The sequence below is a fragment of the Streptomyces sp. NPDC043867 genome (genome assembly GCF_056435845.1).
In genome coordinates this window covers 41360-61827 of the sequence record NZ_JBWKDS010000040.1, presented here as the reverse complement: position 1 = coordinate 61827, position 20468 = coordinate 41360, and the positions used below count along the sequence as shown (strand labels likewise).

Sequence of the window (20468 nt, the reverse complement as noted above, 5' to 3'; positions counted from 1 at the left end):
CCGCGCGGGCGCACACCCACCGACCTGAGGCTCGAGCAGTCGCCGTGCTCCACGCGCGCATGATTGGACGGATGGCCGGACGTGCCGGCGGGGGGCCCGGGACGGGTGCACGGACCGTGAAGAGCGGGCGGCGCGGCCTCAGTTGTCGGGTGAGCGCAGCACCCGCAGGTGGCCGCGGCGCGCGACCTCCATCGGGTCCGCGGTGCGCGGGCCGCCGCCGGCCTCCGCCGTGCGCTGCTGCGGGCGGGCCGCCTCGCGGACCGCGTTGGCGAGCGCCTCGAGGTCGTCGCCGCTGGGGCGGGAGGGGGCCGACCCGTCGGACAGCCGGACGACCTCCCAGCCGCGGGGCGCGGTGAGGCGTGCGGAGTGCTCCGCGCACAGGTCGTAGCAGTGGGGTTCGGCGTAGGTGGCGAGCGGGCCGAGGACCGCGGTCGAGTCGGCGTAGACGTACGTCAGCGTCGCGACGGCGGGACGGCCGCAAGCGGTGCGCGAACAGCGACGTACAGGGCTCACGACGTTGGACGGTACCGCACTCTTGAGCGGGCCGCGACGACTCTCCCCCGGGTCGGCTCACCGTGTCGTGCTGTGAGACGGCTCACTTCGATCTCTGAACACCCCTGTCTGACCTGGGAGTACACCGTCCGGCGCGCGGCGGGCCCGAAGAGGATCCGGTCATCACCCGGTGCAAACCAAGCCAATTGCCACGAGGCCGACGGTCACGGAACGATACGGAATCGAGCCCAAGCTTGGCTGGAATGGTCATCCCGCGACATGCCGCGCCGTCTTCGGACAGCGCGTGGAGCCGGGCGCGCGGCCCCGGCGGGGACTACGCTTCGTCAGTGATGGACAACCCCGTACCGCCCCGCGCCGCCGCGCCCGGGCCCCGCCGCCGCGACCGTCACGGCCGGGGCATGCGCGGCCCCGTCGCGCCGCCCCAGGTGCCCCTCGCCGCGAGCCGCGCCGAGGTGTTCGCGGATCTGGTGCAGGACTCCGTGGAGCGTCTGGAGCGACGCTGGCCGCAGCTCGCCGAGATCGACTTCATGGTCCTGGAGGTGCCGCGCCTCGACGCACCCGGCGAGAGCTGGAACGACGAGGCGGTCCCCCTCGGCGGGACGATCCCGGCGCACGAGGGCCGTCATGCGCGCGTGGTGGTCTACCGGCGGCCGGTGGAGATCCGCTCCAAGAGCCGCGACGAGCGTGCGGCCCTGGTCCACGAGATCGTCGTCGAGCAGGTGGCGGAGATCCTCGGGCTGACGCCGGAGACCGTGGATCCCCGGTACGGCGAGGACTGACGCCCCCGCCGCCGCCGGCCGGGACGCTCACCGCTTCTGCAGCACCGACAGATCCTGCTCGGCCCGGGGCACGGCGACCGTCCCGCGGTCGTCCGGAAGGGTCTGCACGGTGAACGCCGGCACCCCCTCGACCGGGGCCTCCAGCGTCCGGGAGGCGTAGACCGAGCCGCCGGAGAGCGACTCCACCGTCAGCGCGTACCTGCCCCTGAGGCCGCTCGGGACGGGCGCGGCCACGTTCTGCGTGGTGCCGCCCTTGATCGTGAACGTCTTCGTCACCGCCTTGCCGCCCTCGCTGCCCGCGGACGCGGTGACCCTGACCTCGGCCGTGCGGCCCGGGGCGGCCAGGGCGAGCGTGGTGCCCTTGGCCCGGTTGTCGGCGACCGTCGCGCGCGCGGCGACCGGGGCGGTGGCGGGGATGAACGCGGTCTCGCGCTTGTCGCCCTTGCCGCGCACCACCCGCAGGGCGGCGACCACCGGCACCGGGTCGCCGCCGGCCGTCAGCACCAGGGAGCCGGCTTCCCCGCGCGTGACGTCACCGAGGTCGACGGCGGCTGTCATGCCCGCCTTGACGTGCAGCGTCTCGTGCCCGGCGGGGGTGATCGAACCGGACGGCGAGGCCAGCCGCACCTTCAGGTCGGCGTCGGTGTCGCCGGGGGTGAAGGCGATGAGCCGCACGGACGTGGCGTCCTTGGGGATGCCCGGCAGGACGAGACCGGCCGCCGGGTCCGCGGCGGCCGCGAGCCAGTCCCCGCCGAGCCTGTCGTCCAGGGCCTGGACGGCCGCGGCGACTCGGCCGCTGCGGACGGTCACGTGCACGGTGAGATCGGTCTGCGGCGCGTCGGTGAGGGTGGACAGCAGGATCGCCTCGCTGGAGTGCGGCTGGACCGTGATGCCCTCCCCCACCGTGGACTTGAGGGCGCCGTCCTTGCCGTACAGCTCGATGTCGGCGACCGCTGCCGAGTCGTCCGGGTTGGTCAGGTGCACGTAGTCGGTGCGGTCGTCGCCGGTACCGGCGCCCGGGAACCAGAACTCGGTGTCGGGGGCGGTGCAGCCGGCGCCGAGCAGACCGCGGCCGATGCCCGCGGCGACCTCGGTGGTCTGCTGGACGGCCCACCCCGGCGCGAACGCGCCCTCCGCGGTACCGACGAGGGCGGACCCGTCGGCGCCGGAGGCGTCGGCGGTGACCGGCTTGCCGGGCTCCTTCGGCGACAGGACGGGCTCGGCCTCCCGCTTCTTTTTCTTCTCGTCGCCCTCGGCGCCGTCCCCGGACTTCCCGGCCGCCGGGCGGAGTTCGGCCCGGCCGCCGCTGCCGGTGCCCTTGGACACGGGCGTGAAGGACGTGTACGCGGTCTCGGCGAGGTCGGAGGTGCTGGGCTGCGGGCAGAGCAGACTGGTGCGCTCGACGGGCAGCCGGGCGGCCGCCTTCGCGCTGTCACCGCCCGAGGCGTCGGGCGCGGTGAGCGCGGCGAAACCGGTGACGGCGGCGAGGGCGGTGGTGCCCGCGATCAGGGACAGGGTGGTGCGCTTCACTGCTGGCTCCCGTCGGGGCGCTCACTGTCGGTGCCGTGGGGCGGCTGCGGCGGCATCGGGGGCTGCTGCGCCGGGTCGTAGCCGGGGTCGTAGCCCTGGTGGTACGCCTGGTCGTAGCCCGAGCCGCCGTACGCGTACGGGTCGTACTGGCCGCCTTGGTAGGGGTCGGCCCGGTACGGCTGCTCGTAGGTGTCCGCCGGGTACTGCTGCGGGGTGCCCTGGTACTGCTCACCGCCGTAACTGCCGTACTCCGCGCCCGCGTAGCCCGCGTCGTCCCACGCGCCGTACGTCTGCTGCTGCGGGACGGCGGCCGGAATCTCCTCCGGGGCCTGCGCCTGAGCCGGGACGGCGGAGTCGTCCTGGCCGGGCTGCTCCGCACCGGCCTCGGCCTGGGCGCGCAGCCGGCGGGCGCGGCGGCCCTCGCCGGTGATCTCCTGGGCGGGCACGACGAGTTCCTCCTCGGGGAGGTCGTCGTCGACGTCCCGGCGCCGGCCGGGCAGGGCGAGCACCACGAGGACGACGGCGAGCGCGCCCTGCGTCCACAGCCACGCGGTGTGTCCCACGGGCGCGTCGAAGGTGACGTCCAGCCTGCCGCCGGTGGCGGGCAGTTCGAAGCCCTGGGCCCAGCCGTCGACCGTGGTGGGGGTGAGCGGCTTCCCGTCCAGGGTGGCCGTCCAGCCCGCGTCGGCCGTGTCCGCGAGGCGCAGGACGCGGCCCGCCGCACCCGCGGGGAGGTTCGTGTGCACGTCGACGGGGCCGGCGGCGACGGCCTGCGGTTCGCCGGACCTCGGCACGACGGCCACGCGGGAGACCTGGCGGTCCACCCGCCACAGCGCGCTGCCGTCCCGCTGGCTGAGCCTGCTGAGGCCGGGTGTCGCGTCCAGGACGCGGCTGACCTGGCGGGGCGCGCCCTTGCGGACGAGGACGTAGCGCACGGCGAAGCCGCCGAGTTCGTCGGCCTGGTCGGCGCCGGAACCGGCCACCAGGTTGGCGACGACCTTGCCGAGCTTGCCGTTCTCACCGTCCGCTGCGGCGAGTTCACCGTCGCCCAGGCGGGCACCGGAGCCGCGGACCAGGGTGTAGCCCACGCGGGCGGCGCTCTCGCTGTCGAGCACGAGGGTGCGGGCCTGGTCGCGGGTGCCGCTCTCCTCGGCGACGAACGCCGGCACCTGCACCGGGTCGCGGCGCTCCACGGGTCCGTCGGCGCCGCGGATCATCCAGCCGGCGGCGACGAGCAGCGGGCCGGCCGCCGCGGTGAACGCGATGAGCGCGGCCACCGGCTGGCGCCAGCCGAAGCTCTGCTCGGCCACCCGCGCGCGTGCCCCGTCGGCGCCGATCACGGCGGCACCGAGGAGCGCGATGCCGTACACGAGGGTGGCGGGTCCGGCCCAGGCCGAGCCGTTCGACAGCACGGCGAAGACGAGGGCGACCAGGGCGACGGCCCAGGCGGACCGGGCAGCCCGCTGCCGCTCGGAGCGCAGCAGGGCGGCCAGCGCGGCCAGCACGATGCCGGTCAGCATGAGTCCGCTGACCGTGCCGGGGCCGCCCGGGCTCGCGCCGAGCAGATCGAGCGGGGAGGCGGCGCTCACGCCGTACTCCAGGCCGGCCTCCCGGAAGAAGCCGGACGGGAACAGCGACAGCGACCAGGGGGCGAGCACCAGCAGTGGCGTGCCGAGCTGGGCCAGGAAACGCGGTCCGTAGGCGGCGATCTCCCCGCGGCGCACCACGAGGAGGGCGAGGCCGAGGACCAGCGCGATGGGCCACACGATCGGCGTGAAGGCGGTGGTGAGGGTCAGCAGCAGGGCGTACGCCCAGGTGGCGCGCCAGCCGCCGCGCCCGCCGGAGGGGTGGGCGAGGCCGCTCGCCGCGATGCCCGCGCGTGCGATGAGCGGCAGCAGGACCGCGAGGACGGCGGTGCCGATGCGGCCGCCGGCGAGCGCCCCGGTGGCGGCGGGCAGGAAGGCGTAGGCGACGGACGCCCAGGCGCGCAGCAGCCGCGAGGCGACCAGGGGCCGCGAGGCGAAGTACGCCGCGAAGCCGGCCAGGGGCACGGAGCCGACGAGGAGCACGGTGACCGCGAGCCCGGTGGAGCCGAGCAGCACACTCGCGAGCATCGCGACGAGGGCGAGACAGGGCGGCGCGGCCTGCGTGCCGCCGGTGCCCACGGTGTGCCAGCCGTCGAGATAGCGCGACCACAGCGCGGAGGAGTCGGCGGGCGCGGGCAGCAGTGCGCCGCCCGCCAGCGCGCCACCGCCGAACAGTTCGCGGCAGGCGATGAGCGAGACGAACAGCAGGACCACGAAGAGCATCGGGCCGGGCTTGCGCGCGGCCCGCTTGAGCCGGGCGAACTGCTCGACCTCCAGGAAGTCGGCGTCGTCGCCGCCCGGTCCGGACTCGACCGCGCCCCCGTGCCGTCCGGCGCCGGTGGCCGCCTCGGCGTCGGAGCGGCTGACGAGACTGCCTGCGGCCTGCTCGACGGTGGCCCGCACGGTGGCGCCGGGCGGCGGGAACAGCGCCCGCAGCTCGCCCTTGTCGGCCTGCGCGGTGCCGCGTCTGCGTCGGCCCGCGACGATCCGCTCCGGCCGCAGCAGGGTGCCCAGGAGACCGCGGATCTCGTCGACGGCCTGGCCGGGGACCTTGCCGACCAGATACGCGACGGTGCGCACCAGGGTGCCGAGCACGAGCCGGAAGAGGATCCAGGGCAGCTGTGCGGTACGGGCGTTGACGAGGAGGGTGTAGGCGGCGCCCGCCTTGTCGACCTTGTGCGGGGACGCGGAGGTGCGGCCCACGCAGTCGACGGTGCGGCGCTCGCGGGAGGCGGCCTCCGCGTGCCGGACGACGGCCTCGGGGGCGACGAGGACGCGGTGTCCGGCGGCCTGGGCGCGCCAGCACAGGTCGACGTCGTCGCGCATGAGGGGCAGCCGACGGTCGAATCCGCCGAGCTCCTCGAAGACGTCACGCCGGATCAGCATGCCGGCGGTGGACACGGACAGCACCGGCCGTACGTGGTCGTGCTGGCCCTGGTCCTGCTCGCGGCGGTCCAGGCCGGTCCAGCGGCGGCCCGAGTGGGCGATGGTGACGCCGACCTCCAGGAGCTGCCTGCGGTCGTACCAGCCGCGGAGCTTGGGGCCGACGACGGCCACGTCCCTGCCGAGCTCCAGCTCGTTCTCCACGACGCGCAGGAGGTGGGCGAGGGCGTCCGGCTCGGGGGCGCTGTCGTCGTGCAGCAGCCACAGCCACTGACGGGGTTCGCCGTGCGGGAACTCGGGCAGGTCGTACGCGTCGTCGCGCCAGGTGCGGCTGACGGGGTCCCAGCCGCTGGGGCGCTTCAGGTAGGGAAGGTCGTCCGGGGTGAGCACGCCCGCGGTCCTGGAGACCTCCTCGACGGCCTGGCCGAAGCCGGTGCGCCGGGCGAGGTGCAGCACCCGGTCGGCGCCGAGCGCGTCGGTGAGGAGCTGGGCGGAGTCGTCCGCGCTGCCGGTGTCGGCCGCCACCGCGTTCTGCACGGGGCGCTCCTGGCCGAGCAGCCCGGCGAGTGCCTCGGGCAGCCAGCGGGCGCCGTCGTGGGAGACGAGCACCGCGGTCACCACGTGACGCGGGAACTCGGGCGGGCGGGCCGGGTCGGACGGCGCGGTGGCAGCGCCGTACTGGCCTGCCGGGTGACTGTGCACGGACATCGAGGTACGGGCCCCGGTTCGCTGGACTGCGGTGGACGTCTGTGTCCGGCGGGGACAGCGGGACGTCTCGGACGAGGGCCCACACTAACGGCTGAGCAGCACAGCGGCCCGCCGCCTGTGGACAACCCACGTGCGACGGGCCGGTCATGACGTATCCGTACGGAGGACTCGGCGGGGTTCGGTCAGACCGCGGCCTTCTTCAGCCGTCTGCGCTCCCGCTCGGACAGGCCGCCCCAGATGCCGAATCTCTCGTCGTTGGCGAGCGCGTACTCAAGGCATTCGGAGCGGACCTCGCAGGCGAGGCAGACCTTCTTGGCCTCACGGGTGGAGCCGCCCTTCTCGGGAAAGAAGGACTCGGGGTCGGTCTGGGCACACAGCGCCCGCTCCTGCCAGCCGAGTTCCTCTTCCGCGTCGTCGACCAGCAGTTGCTCCACCAGCTCGGTCATGTGCGCCCCTCGTCCGTCTTTCGCGTCCCCGTGCTGCTGTCGTTACCGATTTCGGCTGAACGACACGAGTGAAATTACAAGTGTGCCGATCCGGGCCAGTCAAGCCGAGATCTGCTATTGGGCCCCTTATTCACTCTGCGGAACCAAGGTTATGCGGAAAGTGTTCAAATCGGCATAAACGTGACACGCAGCGCGGACCCGCACCCGGGCTCGGCCCCCACAGGGGATGACGTCCAGGAGTTCGATCCCGTTCCGGCACGAACACCGAAGCGAACTTGATCACAGTTGGATCACGGGTCCGCGACGAGGTTTGTGCTTCCGGTTGTGCGCCATGTGTCCGGAGAGGCGGGTGAGCAAACCTTTCGCCTTTCGGATGGACCGGATGAGGTGAAACATCTCCCACATGGCGGACACGAAGTTGACAGTCCTGGTGTGAGCCGATGTCCTAGTGGGCATGCTCGCGAACTCGGCACTCACCTCGACCCGCACCGCCGGGTCCCACGGTGCTGCCCGCGCTCGCTGCAGCTGTTGCTGTCCCAGCTGTTGAGCCCTACCGCGCTCCGGCTGCCTCGCCGCACTGAGGCGACTGTCCGCCCCCACCGGGGCACCCCCTCCCGTCCGTGATCCGGACGGAAACCGTCTGCGACACCCCAGCACTCTCCCGCCGAGGAACCACCGCACCCATGAACAGTGACAGCGACCTCCAGATCGCCGGCGACATCCTCGAAGTCCCGCACCTGCTCCAGCCGCCGCGCGAGCACCCCGCCACCGTGGCCGAGTTCGCCGGCCTCGCCCGGACCATCGCCGAAGACCGCTCCCAGTGGGCGCACCTCGTCCGGTACGACGCCACGACCCGCTGGTACCACCGGCTGCGGACGGGCCCCGGTTACGAGGTGTGGCTCCTGTCCTGGGTGCCGGGCCAGGGCAGCGGGCTGCACGACCACGGCCCTTCGTCGGGCGTCCTGACGGTCCTGGAAGGCGCACTGACCGAGCGCACCGAGCGGGGCGCGCGCGCCTTGGGCGCGGGCGCGCAGCGGGTCTTCGCTCCCGGCTACGTCCACGAGGTCGTCAACGCCACGCTCGAACCCGCCACAAGCCTGCACATCTACTACCCGGGCCTGACCGAGATGCCGATGCACGCCGTTCAGTGCGCCGGGCGGGCCGCGCACGACGCGGAGGATGCCGTAACCGCCTGACACGTTGTCGCACCCGCCTGCAAGACTGAACCTCATGCGCATTGTGGTTCTGGCAGGCGGCATCGGTGGTGCCCGGTTCCTGCGCGGTCTGAAGCAGGCCGCGCCGGACGCGGACATCACGGTCATCGGCAACACCGGGGACGACATCCACCTCTTCGGGCTGAAGGTCTGCCCGGACCTCGACACGGTGATGTACACGCTCGGCGGCGGCATCAACGAGGAGCAGGGCTGGGGGCGCGCCGACGAGACCTTCCACCTCAAGGAGGAACTCGCCGCGTACGGGGTCGGGCCCGAGTGGTTCGGGCTCGGCGACCGTGACTTCGCCACGCACATCGTGCGGACCCAGATGATGGGGGCCGGTTATTCGCTCAGCGCCGTCACCGAGGCGCTGTGCGACCGGTGGCAGCCGGGCGTCCGCCTGATCCCCATGTCGGACGACCGGGTGGAGACGCATGTCGCCGTCGAGGTCGACGGCGAGCGCAAGGCGATCCACTTCCAGGAGTACTGGGTGCGGCTGCGGGCCTCCGTCGAGGCGCTGGCCGTGGTGCCGGTCGGGGCGGAGCAGGCGAAGCCCGCGCCCGGGGTCCTCGAAGCCGTCGCCGAGGCCGACGTCGTGCTCTTCCCGCCCTCCAACCCCGTGGTGTCCGTCGGCACGATCCTCGCCGTGCCCGGTATCCGCGAGGCGATCGCCGACGCGGGCGTCCCCGTGGTCGGCCTGTCCCCCATCGTCGGGGACGCGCCCGTGCGGGGCATGGCCGACAAGGTGCTGGCCGCGGTGGGCGTCGAGTCGACGGCCGCGGCGGTCGCCGAGCACTACGGATCGGGTCTCCTCGACGGCTGGCTCGTCGACACGGTGGACGCCTCCGCCGTGCAGCGCGTCGAGGCCGCGGGCATCCGCTGCCGTGCCGTGCCGCTGCTGATGTCCGACCTGGAGGCCGCGGCGCGGATGGCACGCGAGGCGCTGACGCTGGCGGAGGAGGTGCGGGGCGCTTGAGCGGGGGGCTGTCCGCCGGCGGGACCGCGCGCGCCGCGGCACCCGGTTACCGGGTGTGGGCCGTGGCCGGGCTTCCCGAGGTCCAGCAGGGCGACGACCTCGCCAAGCTCATCGCCGCGGCCGAGCCGTCCCTCCTCGACGGCGACGTGCTCCTCGTCACCTCGAAGATCGTCTCCAAGGCCGAGGGGCGGATGGTCGAGGCGGCCGACCGCGAGGCGGCCATCGACGCCGAGACCGTCCGCGTGGTGGCCCGGCGCGGGACCCTGCGCATCGTCGAGAACCGGCAGGGGCTCGTGATGGCCGCCGCCGGGGTAGACGCCTCGAACACGCCCGCCGGGACCGTGCTGCTGCTGCCCGAGGACGCCGACGCTTCCGCCCGCGCCCTGCGCGACGGGCTGCGGGACGCGCTCGGGGTCGACGTCGGCGTGGTCGTCACCGACACCTTCGGGCGGCCGTGGCGCACCGGGCTCACCGACGTCGCCATCGGGGCCGCGGGCGTACGGGTGCTCGACGATCTGCGCGGGGGCACGGACGCCCACGGCAATCCGCTGAGCGCGACCGTCGTCGCCACCGCCGACGAGCTGGCCGCCGCCGGCGACCTGGTCAAGGGCAAGGCCGCCGGGCTGCCCGTCGCCGTCGTGCGCGGGCTGGCGCACACGGTGGCCGAGGACGACGGCGAGGGGGCCCGGGCCCTGGTGCGGGGCGCGCGCGACGACATGTTCCGGCTCGGCACCTCCGAGGCCGTACGGGAGGCGGTGACCCAGCGGCGTACCGTGCGGGCCTTCACCGACGAGCCCGTGGACCCGGGCGCGGTCCGGCGTGCGGTGGCCGCTGCGGTGACCGCTCCGGCGCCGCATCACACCACTCCCTGGCGGTTCGTGCTGCTGGAGTCCGAGGGGTCCAGGAGGCGGCTGCTCGACGCGATGCGGGACGCGTGGATCGCGGATCTGCGGCGGGACGGGAAGACGGCGGAGTCCATCGCCCGGCGGGTGCGGCGCGGGGACGTGCTGCGCCGGGCGCCGTACCTGGTCGTGCCGTGTCTGGTCACGGACGGTTCCCACACGTACGGCGATCCGCGGCGGGACGGCGCCGAGCGGGAGATGTTCGTCGTCGCCGCGGGCGCCGGCGTGCAGAACTTCCTGGTCGCGCTCGCCGGGGAGCGCCTCGGCTCCGCGTGGGTGTCCTCGACCATGTTCTGCCGCGACGTCGTGCGCGAGGTGCTGGAGCTGCCCGGGGGGTGGGACCCGATGGGCGCCGTGGCCGTCGGACACGCCGCCGAGGAGCCGAGGGCCCGCCCGGAGCGGGACGCCGCGGCGTTCATCGAGGTGCGCTGACCCCGGTACGGCCGCTGCGGGCCGGGGACCACCGCGGACGGTGTCCGCGGGCCGTCCGGACCGCCTACTCTCGTAGGGCATCCCGAACCCCTAGGACCTCACCCGTGGCCGGACGTTTCTCTCCCGGACCGACGCGTACCACCGTGCGCGGCGGGCATGCCGTCGTGCCCGGCGGTGTGCCGCGGCCCGCGCCCGAGCCCGGCCGCGGGCGGACCTGGACGCCGCCGGGGCCGCTCGACCTCGGTCTGGTGCTCGGCCCGCTGCGCCGGGGGGCGGGTGACCCGACCTTCCGTACGGCACCGGACGGTTCCGTGTGGCGCGCCACCCGTACTCCCGCCGGTCCCGGGACCCTGCGCGTCGCGCTGCGGGGCGGGGCCGCCGAGGCCGAGGCGTGGGGGCCTGGGGCGCAGTGGCTGCTGGAGCAGCTGCCCGAGCTGCTCGGCGCCGCGGACGACCCGGACGCCTTCGCACCGCGCCACCGGCTGGTGGCGGCGGCGCGGCACCGGCGGCCTGGCCTGCGGCTGACCCGCACCGGCCTGGTGCTGGAGTCCCTGATCCCGTCGATCCTGGAGCAGAAGGTCACCGCGGACGAGGCCTACCGGGCGTGGCGGCTGCTCGTGCGGAAGTTCGGGGAGCCCGCGCCGGGCCCCGCGGCCGGGCGGATGCACGTCATGCCCGACCCGCGGACCTGGGCGCTGATCCCGTCCTGGGAGTGGCACCGGGCCGGCGTCGACAACAAGCGGGCGTCGACGATCCTGCGCGCGGTACGCGTGGCCGCGCGGCTGGAGGAGGCCGTGCGGCTGGACCCGGAGCGGGCGCAGGCCCGGCTGGAGCTGGTGTCCGGGATCGGGCCGTGGACCTCCGCGGAGGTGGTGCAGCGCAGCCACGGGGCGGCGGACTCGGTGACGGTCGGGGACCTTCACCTGCCCCGGATCGTGGGGTACGCGCTGGCGGGCGACCGTGACGCGGACGACTCCGTGATGCTGTCGCTGCTGGAGCCGTACGCGGGCCAGCGGCATCGTGCGGCCCGGTTCATCCTGCTGGCGGGCCGCACTCCGCCGCGACGGGTGCCGAAGATGCCCGTGTGGGACATCGGCCGGCTGTAGGCGGGGTTACTGGTCCGACGAGAAGCGGACCGCGCCGGCCGGGATGCGGGCGTCGCACCACACGCGCACACCGTCGCGGAGTTCGTTGTCGGCGCCGACCGTCGCGCCGTCGCCGACGACCGTGCCGGTCAGGATCGAGCGCCGGCCGATACGGGACCGGGCGCCGATCAGGGAGTCCGTGATGACGGCGCCCGGCTCCACCACGGCGCCGTCCAGGACCGTGCTGCCCGTGATGCGGGCACCCTCCCCGACGACCGCGCCCTCGCCGACGACCGTGCCGCCGGTCAGCTTGGCGTCCGGGGCGACGGACGCGGTGGGCAGGACCAGGCGGTCGCCGCAGCGGCCGGGGACCGCCGGGGAGGGGGCGCGGCCGAGGACGAGGTCGGCGGAGCCGCGTACGAAGGCCTGCGGGGTGCCGAGGTCCAGCCAGTAGGTCGAGTCCACCATGCCCTGCAGATGGACGCCGGTGGCGAGCAGGTCCGGGAACGTCTCGCGCTCCACCGAGACGGGGCGGCCCGCCGGGATGGTGTCGATGACCGAGCGGCGGAAGACGTACGCCCCCGCGTTGATCTGGTCGGTGACGATCTCCTCGGGGCTCTGCGGCTTCTCCAGGAAGGCCGTCACCCGGCCGGTCGCGTCCGTCGGCACCAGTCCGTACGCCCGTGGGTCCTCGACGCGGGTGAGATGCAGGGACACGTCCGCACCCGAGGTCTCGTGCGTGCGGACCAGGGCCGGGATGTCCAGGCCGGTGAGGATGTCGCCGTTGAAGATCAGGACCGGGTCGTCCGGGCCCGAGTGCAGTCGCGAGGCCACGTTGCGCAGGGCGCCGCCGGTGCCGAGGGGCTCCGCCTCGGTGACGTACTCGAGGTGGAGGCCGAGCGCCGAGCCGTCACCGAAGTAGGGCTCGAAGACCTCGGCCAGGTACGAGGTCGCCAGGACGACGTGCTTCACGCCCGCCGCCCTCGCCCGCGCCAGCTGGTGCGTGAGGAAAGGGACCCCGGCCGCCGGGACCATCGGCTTGGGGGTGTGCACCGTGAGCGGGCGCAGCCGGGTGCCTCTGCCGCCGACCAGGAGGATCGCTTCTGTCACCTGTCGTCTTCGCTTCCTGCTGGGGCCGGCCGAACTGTGTTGCGGCCGGCCAGTGTATGCAGACCGTTGGAGGGCCGCTCCGACGGCCGCACCCCTCGCCCTACCGGGGCGCCGGCCCTCATCGGCCCTGGTAGCGGGCCGCCGTGGAGCGGGCCGTGCCGAGCTTGGTGTAGAGACGGCGTCCCGGACACTCGGTGGCGAAACCGTCCCGATGGCCCGAGATCACATTCAGTCGTACGTTCTTTCCTTTTCGGTAGAGATTGCCACCGCCGGACTTCAGGTATGTCTTGCCGCGCGGATTGGCCCCGAACAGGCCCAGCTTCCACGCGGTGAGCCTGGCGACGGCCTTGACCGAGGCCGCGGAGGGCTTGGCGGAGCCGAAACTGCCGAGGACGGCGATCCCCATGCTGTTGCTGTTGAACCCGAGTGTGTGGGCGCCCATGACGGGCTTCGCCACGCCCCCGGCGCGGCCCTCGTAGATGTTTCCGCACTTGTCGACGAGGAAGTTGTAGCCGATGTCCCGCCAGCCGCTGCTCCTGACGTGGTAGCGGTAGATGCTGCGGATGACCGAAGGTGCCTGTGCGCAGCGGTAGTTGTTGCCCGACGCCGTGTGGTGCACGAAGGCCGCCTTGACCTTGTTCGTGTACACGAAGCCGCGCTCGCGCAGCCCCTCGTCGGCGCCCCAGCCCCGGCGCGTGACGATGCGCGGACGCGGACCGATGTACGGCTGGACGCGCTGCTCGTTCCCGGCGGCGCGCTGTCCGCTCCGCCCGCCCGCCGGCATCGCCCGGACGCTCTCCCGCTCCGCCCGCCCGCTCAGGAACTCCGCGACCGTCCGCTTGTGGGACAGCGCCGGGAACGCGGTGGCACCGGCGCGCGGGGCGTCCACGGGGCCACGGTCCGGGGGCTCCGCGCCGGGGTCGACGAGTTCGAGGTGCAGGCCGCGGGGGAAGGGCGAGTCGTCGAAGGCGCCGGCGCGCTCGTCCGCCTCGGCCTGCACCCGCACCTCGACGCCGTTGGAGTTGCCGACCCACAGGGGTGCCGTCGCCCCGCGCACCCGGCCCGAGGCGCGCTCGGCGGTGTCGGGGTCGGCCGCGTGCTCGTGGTTGTGCGTCTCGACGTCCTGCCAGCCGGACCAGCGGCCGCTGCCGACGGCCCGGGTACGGACCTGGACCCGGCCGAACAGTTCGGTGTCCGGGTCGTCCCAGATGACGCCGACCAGCGAGAAGGGCCGTACGTCCCGGCGCTGGAGCCCCTGCTGGGGCGTGGCGGCTCCGGCGGCGCGGTCGGTGGGGAGCGGGGCGAGGGGGAGGGATTGGGTGCTGCCCGGCAGGGCCGCACGGGAGGCCGCGGGGGCCTGGTCCGGAGCAGTCGAGGCCGAGGCGGGCAGGGCCCCCGGAAGGGTGAGGGCCGCCGCGCACGTGACACCGATCGAGGAAGCAAGAAATCCACGCATGCGAATGATCGTGGACATAGTCATACATATCTGTCCATTGCGGAATTGACGACCCGTCGGGCCCACTCGCCCGAACCGGCGACCCGTCGGCTCCGTCCTTCCCGCCGCCCCCGCGTACCCTGACCCGCGTGACCGCCACCGACCGCACCCCTGCCGACCTGCTGCGATCCGCGCTTGCCGCGGACCCCGCACGCCCCCTGGTGACCTTCTACGACGACGCCACGGGCGAACGCGTGGAACTGTCCGTGGCCACCTTCGCCAATTGGGTGGCCAAGACCGCCAATCTGCTCCAGGGCGAGCTCGCCGCCGAGCCGGGCGACCGGGTCGCCCTGCTGCTGCCCGCGCACTGGCAGACGGCGGCGTGGCTCCTCGCGTGCTCCTCCGCGGGCGTGCTCGCGGACGTCGGGGGCGACCCGGCCGCGGCGGACCACGTCGTCGCGGGGCCCGGCCGCTTCGAGGAGGGGCTCGCCTGCCGGGGCGAGCGCATCGCCCTCTCGCTCGCCCCGCTGGGCCGCCGCTTCCCCACCCCGCCCGCCGGGTACGCCGACTACGCCGTCGAGGTGCCGAGCCAGGGCGACCGCTTCCAGCCGTACGCCCCGGTGGACCCCGAGGAGCCGGCGCTGATCGTCGCCGGGTCCGAGTACACCGGCGCGGAGGTCGTCGAGCGGGCCCGTGCCGCAGCTCCCGGGTTCGGCCTGACGGGGCCCGGCTCCCGGCTGCTGTCGGCGCTGCCGTACGACACCTGGGAGGGGGTCTGCGCCGGGTTGTACGCGCCGCTGGCGGTCGGCGGGTCCGTGGTGCTGTGCCGCAACCTCGACCGGCTGGGCGAGGACGCCCTGGCCCGGCGGATCGAGAGCGAGCAGGTGACGGCGACGGCACGATAGCCGGCGGCACGCCGGTCCGGCCCAGGGCTTCCGCGGTGTCCGGGCGACGGATGCCGCGGCCCGCGGCCGTCGCCGCCCCTCCCCCGTTCGGCTCACCGTCCGTGGGCCCCACGCCCCCGTCCGGGCCATGGTCGTAGGAGCACGGGACGCTCGTACGCCAGGAGGGGTGGATGCCGACGTGACCGACACCGCTGGCCCGCCCTCCGGCCGTCCGGGCGACGACGCGCCCGGGCGGGCGGACACGCCGGGGCCGGGCGCGGGGGCGTCGCCCACCGGTGCGGGTCTCGTACGGCGCCGCAGGCGCTGGCTGCGCCACACCGCCATCGGGGTCGCCGCGGTGACGGCCTGCGCCGCGGTGACCGGCTGGGCGGTGTACGAGAAGCTGAACTCGAACATCACCTCGGACAACGACGCCGCCGCCGAGCTCGCCCGGTACGAGAAGGAGCGGCCCACCTCGCTCGTGCGCAAGGCGCAGAACATCCTGCTGATCGGGTCGGACTCACGCTCCGGCGACGGCAACCGCAAGTACGGGCGGGACTCGGGCACCGAGCGCTCCGACACCACCATCCTGCTCCACCTGGCCGCCGACCGGCACAGCGCGACGGCCGTCTCGCTGCCGCGGGACCTGATGGTGGACGTGCCCGGCTGCCGGCGCCCTGACGGCACCCGCACCGAAGCCGTCTTCGCGATGTTCAACTACGCCTTCCAGGCCGGTGGTTCGGCCTGCACGATCCGGACCGTCGAGAAGCTGACCGACGTCCGGGTCGACCATCACGTGGTCGTGGACTTCAGCGGCTTCAAGGAGATGGTCGACGCGATCGACGGCGTCCGGGTGTGCCTGAAGGAACCCATCGACGACAAGGCCGCCAAGCTGCGGCTGCCCGCGGGCAAGGTGACGCTCAACGGCGAGCAGGCGCTCGGCTACGTACGCGCCCGCAAGAGCATCGGCGACGGCAGCGACACCGACCGGATGGACCGCCAGCAGAGGTTCCTCGGCGCGCTCGTCAAGAAGGTGCAGAGCAACGACGTCCTGCTCAACCCCACGAAGCTGTATCCGCTGCTCGACGCGGCGACCTCGTCGCTCACCACCGATCCGGCACTGGCGAGCCTGCGCGGGCTGTACCAACTGGTGCGCGGCATGCGCGACATCCCGACGGAACGGGTGCGGTTCCTGACGGTCCCGCGGACGTCGTACGCCTACAACGCGAACCGGGACCAGCTCGTGGAGCCCGCGGCGGACCTGCTCTTCGCGCGGCTGCGCGCGGACGCGCCGGTGGAGGTCTCGAAAGAACTTCCGGAGGACTCCGCCGAGCGGAGCCGGGGTGCGCCCCCACGGCCCGGGGAGGACCCGTACGGGCGGGGTGACGAAGGGCCGTACGACTCCTCCCACGCCCCGGACCCGAGTGCGTCCCGCGGCTACGCGGCGGAGCCGGGCGGCGACGGGAAGTCCGGTGGCAGACGGCCCGGCAGCCCCGCGCAGACCCCCGAACCGGCGCCCACGTTCCGCGGCAACACGGCCGCCGACGACGGCTGCGGGTAAAGCGCGCACCAAGACGGGGAACACCAGTCCCAAGAAATGGGGCGGATTGCCCAGTTGTAGGGAAGTGGAATTTGTCACCGCCGTCGCCCGACGCTGAACTGGGCGGATAGTGTGAGCGATCCGGTGCACCCGGCCACGAGGACTGTCCTGGGGGTCGCGCACTGCTTGACCGAGACCCGAGCGCCTTTAGAGGGGGGACAAAGGCGCCGCGTGGCCCCGACGGAGGATTCAGACAACCGTGGACGCGCAAGGCCGTGGGCGGGCGGACGACATCGACCCCGCAGACCAGTGGGTACTCAACCCGGACACCGGCGAATACGAACTGCGACTGACTCCTTCCGCAGCGCAACCGGGAGTCCCGAGACCGCGCAGGACCGGCACCGGTGGCGGGACCCGTACGCGCAGCGCGCCCGCTCGGGGGAAGAGCGGCGCCAAGCGCGACACCCTCGCCCCCGACACACTGCCCGGCCCGCGCCGGCGCCGTGGCACGCCCGCCGAGCCGCCGCCCCCGGGCCGGCGCCGCTCGCGACCGGGCAAGAAGCCGAAGCAGTCGAAGGCGAAGAAAATACTGCTGTGGACCGGCGGCTCGATGGCCTTCGTACTGGTCGGCGTCAGTGCCGCGGGATACATGTACCTCAAGCATCTCGAGGGAAACGTCAACACGACCGATGTCGGCAGCGCAGGCAGCGAGGGCTTCAGCAAGGACGAGGCCTTCAACCTGCTGATCATCGGCACCGACAAGCGCACCGGCAAGGGCAACGGCGGCTACGGCGACAAGAACAGCGTCGGGCACGCGGACACCACCATCCTGCTGCACGTCGCCAAGGACCGCTCGAACGCGACGGCGCTGAGCATCCCGCGCGACCTGATCACCGACGTCCCGAGCTGCCCGACGATTCAGGACGACGGCTCGGAGAAGGTCGTCTCGGGCTCGCAGAGCGTCCGCTTCAACACCAGCCTCGGGCAGGGCGGCCGCAACGCCGGCTGCACCATGCTCACCGTCAAGGCGCTCACGGGCATCAAGCCCAACCACTTCATGATGGCCGACTTCAACGCGGTCAAGACGCTGACCTCCGCGGTCGGCGGCGTCGAGGTGTGCGTGGCCCACCCGGTCGACGACAAGGAATCGCACCTCAAGCTGCCCAAGGGCAAGTCGACGGTCGCGGGCGAGCAGGCCCTGGCCTTCGTGCGCACCCGGCACAGCTTCGGCAACCAGGGCGACCTCGACCGCATCAAGGTGCAGCAGCAGTTCCTCGGTTCGCTGATGCGCAAGATGTCCTCCGGCAACACCCTGACCAACCCCTCGAAGCTCTACAAGCTGGCCGAGGCCGCCACCGAGGCGCTGACCGTGGACACCGGCATCGGCAAGGTCAGCACGCTCAAGGACATGGCCCTTGAGCTCAAGAAGGTGCCGCCGAAGAACATCACCTTCACCACGCTGCCGGTGCTCGACAACCCCGCCGAGACGGTGAAGGCGACGGTCGTCGTCAACGACACCAAGGCCAAGCCGCTGTTCGAGGCGATGAAGAACGACGTGTCGCTGACCGAGGTGAAGAAGAAGGAGAAGAAGGAGAAGGCCGCCGTGGCCGCCCGCCTCAAGGGCTCCCGCTCCGCCGCCTCCGACATCCGCGTCGACATCTACAACGGAGGCTCCGAACCCGGCTCCGCACAGCGCACTCTCAGCTGGTTGCAGAATGATGAGGGCGTGCTCAAGTCCAGCCAGCTCGGAAACGCAGACGAAACGCTGAGCAAGACCACCCTGGAGTACTCTCCGGACCAGGCGGACCAGGCGCGCAAGCTGGCCGACCTCATGGGTTTGTCCGCTTCCGCGCTGAAGCCCGGCAAGAGCGAGGAGAACTCCCAGGGGCTGCCGGCGATGGTGCTGACCCTCGGCAAGGACTTCAAGGGGGCGGGTGTGCCGCTGACGGGTTCGTCGGTGGACCTGGACGTCGACAAGTCCACGGCGGACAAGCAAGTGTGCGCCAGTTGATGACCTGACGGGTCCGTCACGCGTCCAACCAATAGGGGCGCTCGCGCGTCCAACCGGACGCGGGACGGGCCCGTTCGTCAGGTGCAGGGTGGGGAGGCAGGGGTATGGCGCAGAGCGGTGTGCGTGGGGAGGGGGCACGGTCACGTGTCCGGCACGCGGGTGAAGCCTGGGACGAGGGTCTGAACGACGAGAACGGCGACCCGGTCCGGGAGCCCGGCGAGCCGGCCCGGGAGGAGTCCGGACCCGCCCTGAAGGACGGCGCCGTGCCGTCCCCCGAGACGCAGGGACGCGGCCGACGGCACGGCGGCCGTCGGCCCGGCGGCGAGAACCGCGGGCCGCGCCGCAGACGCCGTGCGCTGCGCTGGTCGGCGATGGTTCTGGCGGTACTGATACTCGGCACCGCGGGTGCCGGCTATCTCTACTACCAGCACCTGAACGGCAACATCGAGAAGGACGACCTGAACATCGGCGACGCCAAGGACAGGGCCGCCGCGCCCAAGCCGAACGCGGCCGGGCAGACCCCGCTGAACATCCTGCTGATCGGCTCGGACGCGCGGGACACCAAGGAGAACCAGAAGCTCGGGGGCGCCAGGGACACGTTCGGCGGCACCCCGCTCGCGGACGTCCAGATGCTGCTGCACCTCTCGGCGGACCGCACGAACATGTCGGTGGTGAGCATGCCGCGCGACACCCTGGTCGAGATACCCACGTGCACCGACCCGGACGACCAGCACGTGTACCGGGCGACCGTCGGACGGGTGATGACCAACCAGTCGCTCGGCCGTGGCGGCCCGGGCTGCACCGTGGCCACCTGGGAGAAGCTCACCAAGATCCACATCGACCACTTCATGAAGATCGACTTCGCGGGTGTGGTGTCGATGGCGGACGCGATCGGCGGGGTACCGGTCTGCGTGAAGGCCAACATCTACTCCAAGGACAGCCAGGGCCATGGCTCCGGTCTGAAGCTGAAGAAGGGCACCACGTCGATCAAGGGCGAGCAGGCCCTGCAGTGGCTGCGCACCCGGTACGGCTTCGAGGACGGCAGTGACCTGGCACGGGCCAAGGCCCAGCACCAGTACATGAACTCGATGGTCCGCCAGCTGCGCGAGAACGCCACCGTCAGCAACCCCAACAAGCTGCGCAAGCTCGCCGAGACGGCCACCGAGGCACTGACCGTCGACGAGGGCCTCGGCACCGTGAAGAAGCTCTACGACCTCGGCAACGAGCTGAAGAAGGTCTCCCCGGAGCGCATCACGATGACCACGATGCCCAACCGGTACGTGGGCGCGCGGGTCGAGCCCACCGACGACGCCACCAAGCTGTTCCGCCTCGTGCGCGAGGACATCGCGCTCGACGGCAAGGACGCGAAGTCCGCCGCCGGTGACAAGGCCTCCTCGGACCCGGCAGCCGCCGACGACCGGATCGGCGTCACCGTGCAGAACGGCACACGCACGTCCACGCTCGCCCCGGTCCCCGGGCGGGCCAGCACCGTGAGCCAGTTGCTCGTAGGCAAGGGCTTCGCCAGGACGACGGCGGACACCGCCACGGCGACCGCCGAGGACGAGACGGTGATCCGCTACCCCAGCGCCGACCTGGAGGGCGACGCCCAGCGGGTCGCCAAGGCCCTGAAGGTCCCCTTCCGTGCGGTGGAGAGGTCCACGGACGTCTCGGGCGTCACGCTCGTCGTCGGCGCCGACTGGCGCGAGGGCACGGCGTACAAGGCCAAGGCCGGCGACAACAAGACCCCGGAGACGGCGGACGCCCTCAACGGCGCCGACGCCGGGGCCTGCATGAAGGTGAACCCGAACTTCACCTGGTCCTAGAACGGAACCGGGGCCCGCGCCCCGGGGGGGGGGGGGGGGGGGGGGGGGGGGGGGGGGGGGGAGGGGGGGGGTGGGGGGGGGGAAGGGGGGGGGGGGGGGGGGGGGGGAGTT

15 protein-coding genes are annotated in these 20468 nt (G+C 73.2%); 9 read left to right on the top strand and 6 right to left on the bottom strand.

Annotation, left to right across the window (positions count from 1 at the left end):
* Positions 1–138: 138 nt before the first annotated feature.
* Positions 139–513, bottom strand: a complete 375-nt coding sequence (locus AC069T_RS30685; protein WP_388788255.1) for a DUF3499 domain-containing protein — start codon at positions 511–513, stop codon at positions 139–141.
* 329 nt (positions 514–842) lie between these two features.
* On the opposite strand from AC069T_RS30685, the gene AC069T_RS30680 reads away from it, so the two are divergent.
* Complete coding sequence (locus AC069T_RS30680) at positions 843–1292, top strand: metallopeptidase family protein (protein ID WP_358854419.1); 450 nt, start codon at positions 843–845, stop codon at positions 1290–1292.
* A gap of 27 nt (positions 1293–1319) precedes the next feature.
* On the opposite strand, the gene AC069T_RS30675 is transcribed toward AC069T_RS30680, so the two are convergent.
* The 3 genes from AC069T_RS30675 to AC069T_RS30665 all read right to left on the bottom strand — a co-directional run bounded on the left by AC069T_RS30675 (position 1320) and on the right by AC069T_RS30665 (position 6945).
* Positions 1320–2822 carry a DUF5719 family protein gene (locus tag AC069T_RS30675; RefSeq protein WP_478785845.1) on the bottom strand — a complete coding sequence of 501 codons (1503 nt, stop codon included), beginning with the start codon at positions 2820–2822 and terminating at the stop codon, positions 1320–1322.
* Entirely contained in the window at positions 2819–6499 is a 3681-nt protein-coding gene (locus tag AC069T_RS30670; RefSeq protein ID WP_478785844.1) for a glycosyltransferase family 2 protein, read from the bottom strand. Before AC069T_RS30670 ends, AC069T_RS30675 begins: the two co-directional genes overlap by 4 nt.
* A 182-nt stretch (positions 6500–6681) precedes the next feature.
* On the bottom strand, positions 6682–6945 hold the full coding sequence (locus tag AC069T_RS30665) for a WhiB family transcriptional regulator (protein WP_350903911.1): 264 nt from the start codon (positions 6943–6945) through the stop codon (positions 6682–6684).
* Positions 6946–7628: 683 nt separating this feature from the next.
* On the opposite strand from AC069T_RS30665, the gene AC069T_RS30660 reads away from it, so the two are divergent.
* The 4 genes from AC069T_RS30660 to AC069T_RS30645 all read left to right on the top strand — a co-directional run bounded on the left by AC069T_RS30660 (position 7629) and on the right by AC069T_RS30645 (position 11575).
* Positions 7629–8141 carry a cysteine dioxygenase gene (locus AC069T_RS30660; RefSeq protein ID WP_478785843.1) on the top strand — a complete coding sequence of 171 codons (513 nt, stop codon included), beginning with the start codon at positions 7629–7631 and terminating at the stop codon, positions 8139–8141.
* Between the two features lie 34 nt (positions 8142–8175).
* On the top strand, positions 8176–9135 hold the full coding sequence (cofD, locus tag AC069T_RS30655; protein WP_478785842.1) for a 2-phospho-L-lactate transferase: 960 nt from the start codon (positions 8176–8178) through the stop codon (positions 9133–9135).
* Positions 9132–10469, top strand: a complete 1338-nt coding sequence (locus AC069T_RS30650) for a coenzyme F420-0:L-glutamate ligase (RefSeq protein ID WP_478785841.1) — start codon at positions 9132–9134, stop codon at positions 10467–10469. Before cofD ends, AC069T_RS30650 begins: the two co-directional genes overlap by 4 nt.
* A gap of 104 nt (positions 10470–10573) precedes the next feature.
* Positions 10574–11575, top strand: coding sequence for a DNA-3-methyladenine glycosylase family protein (locus AC069T_RS30645; protein ID WP_478785840.1), 1002 nt, complete (start codon positions 10574–10576; stop codon positions 11573–11575).
* A 6-nt stretch (positions 11576–11581) separates the two neighbouring features.
* On the opposite strand, the gene manB is transcribed toward AC069T_RS30645, so the two are convergent.
* Together manB and AC069T_RS30635 are read right to left on the bottom strand one after the other, a co-directional pair.
* Positions 11582–12664 (bottom strand): mannose-1-phosphate guanylyltransferase, encoded by a 1083-nt coding sequence (manB, locus tag AC069T_RS30640; protein ID WP_478785839.1) that lies wholly within the window; start codon positions 12662–12664, stop codon positions 11582–11584.
* A gap of 118 nt (positions 12665–12782) precedes the next feature.
* Positions 12783–14120 carry a peptidoglycan recognition protein family protein gene (locus tag AC069T_RS30635; RefSeq protein WP_478785838.1) on the bottom strand — a complete coding sequence of 446 codons (1338 nt, stop codon included), beginning with the start codon at positions 14118–14120 and terminating at the stop codon, positions 12783–12785.
* Between the two features lie 128 nt (positions 14121–14248).
* On the opposite strand from AC069T_RS30635, the gene AC069T_RS30630 reads away from it, so the two are divergent.
* The 4 genes from AC069T_RS30630 (at position 14249) to AC069T_RS30615 (ending at position 20357) form a co-directional block, all read left to right on the top strand.
* Positions 14249–15004 carry a TIGR03089 family protein gene (locus tag AC069T_RS30630; RefSeq protein WP_478785837.1) on the top strand — a complete coding sequence of 252 codons (756 nt, stop codon included), beginning with the start codon at positions 14249–14251 and terminating at the stop codon, positions 15002–15004.
* A 178-nt stretch (positions 15005–15182) separates the two neighbouring features.
* Positions 15183–16544, top strand: a complete 1362-nt coding sequence (locus AC069T_RS30625; protein ID WP_478785836.1) for an LCP family protein — start codon at positions 15183–15185, stop codon at positions 16542–16544.
* A gap of 238 nt (positions 16545–16782) precedes the next feature.
* A complete protein-coding gene (locus AC069T_RS30620) occupies positions 16783–18534 on the top strand; it encodes an LCP family protein (RefSeq protein WP_478785835.1) in 1752 nt (583 codons plus the stop codon).
* 104 nt (positions 18535–18638) lie between these two features.
* Entirely contained in the window at positions 18639–20357 is a 1719-nt protein-coding gene (locus AC069T_RS30615) for an LCP family protein (protein WP_478785834.1), read from the top strand.
* Positions 20358–20468: the final 111 nt, after the last annotated feature.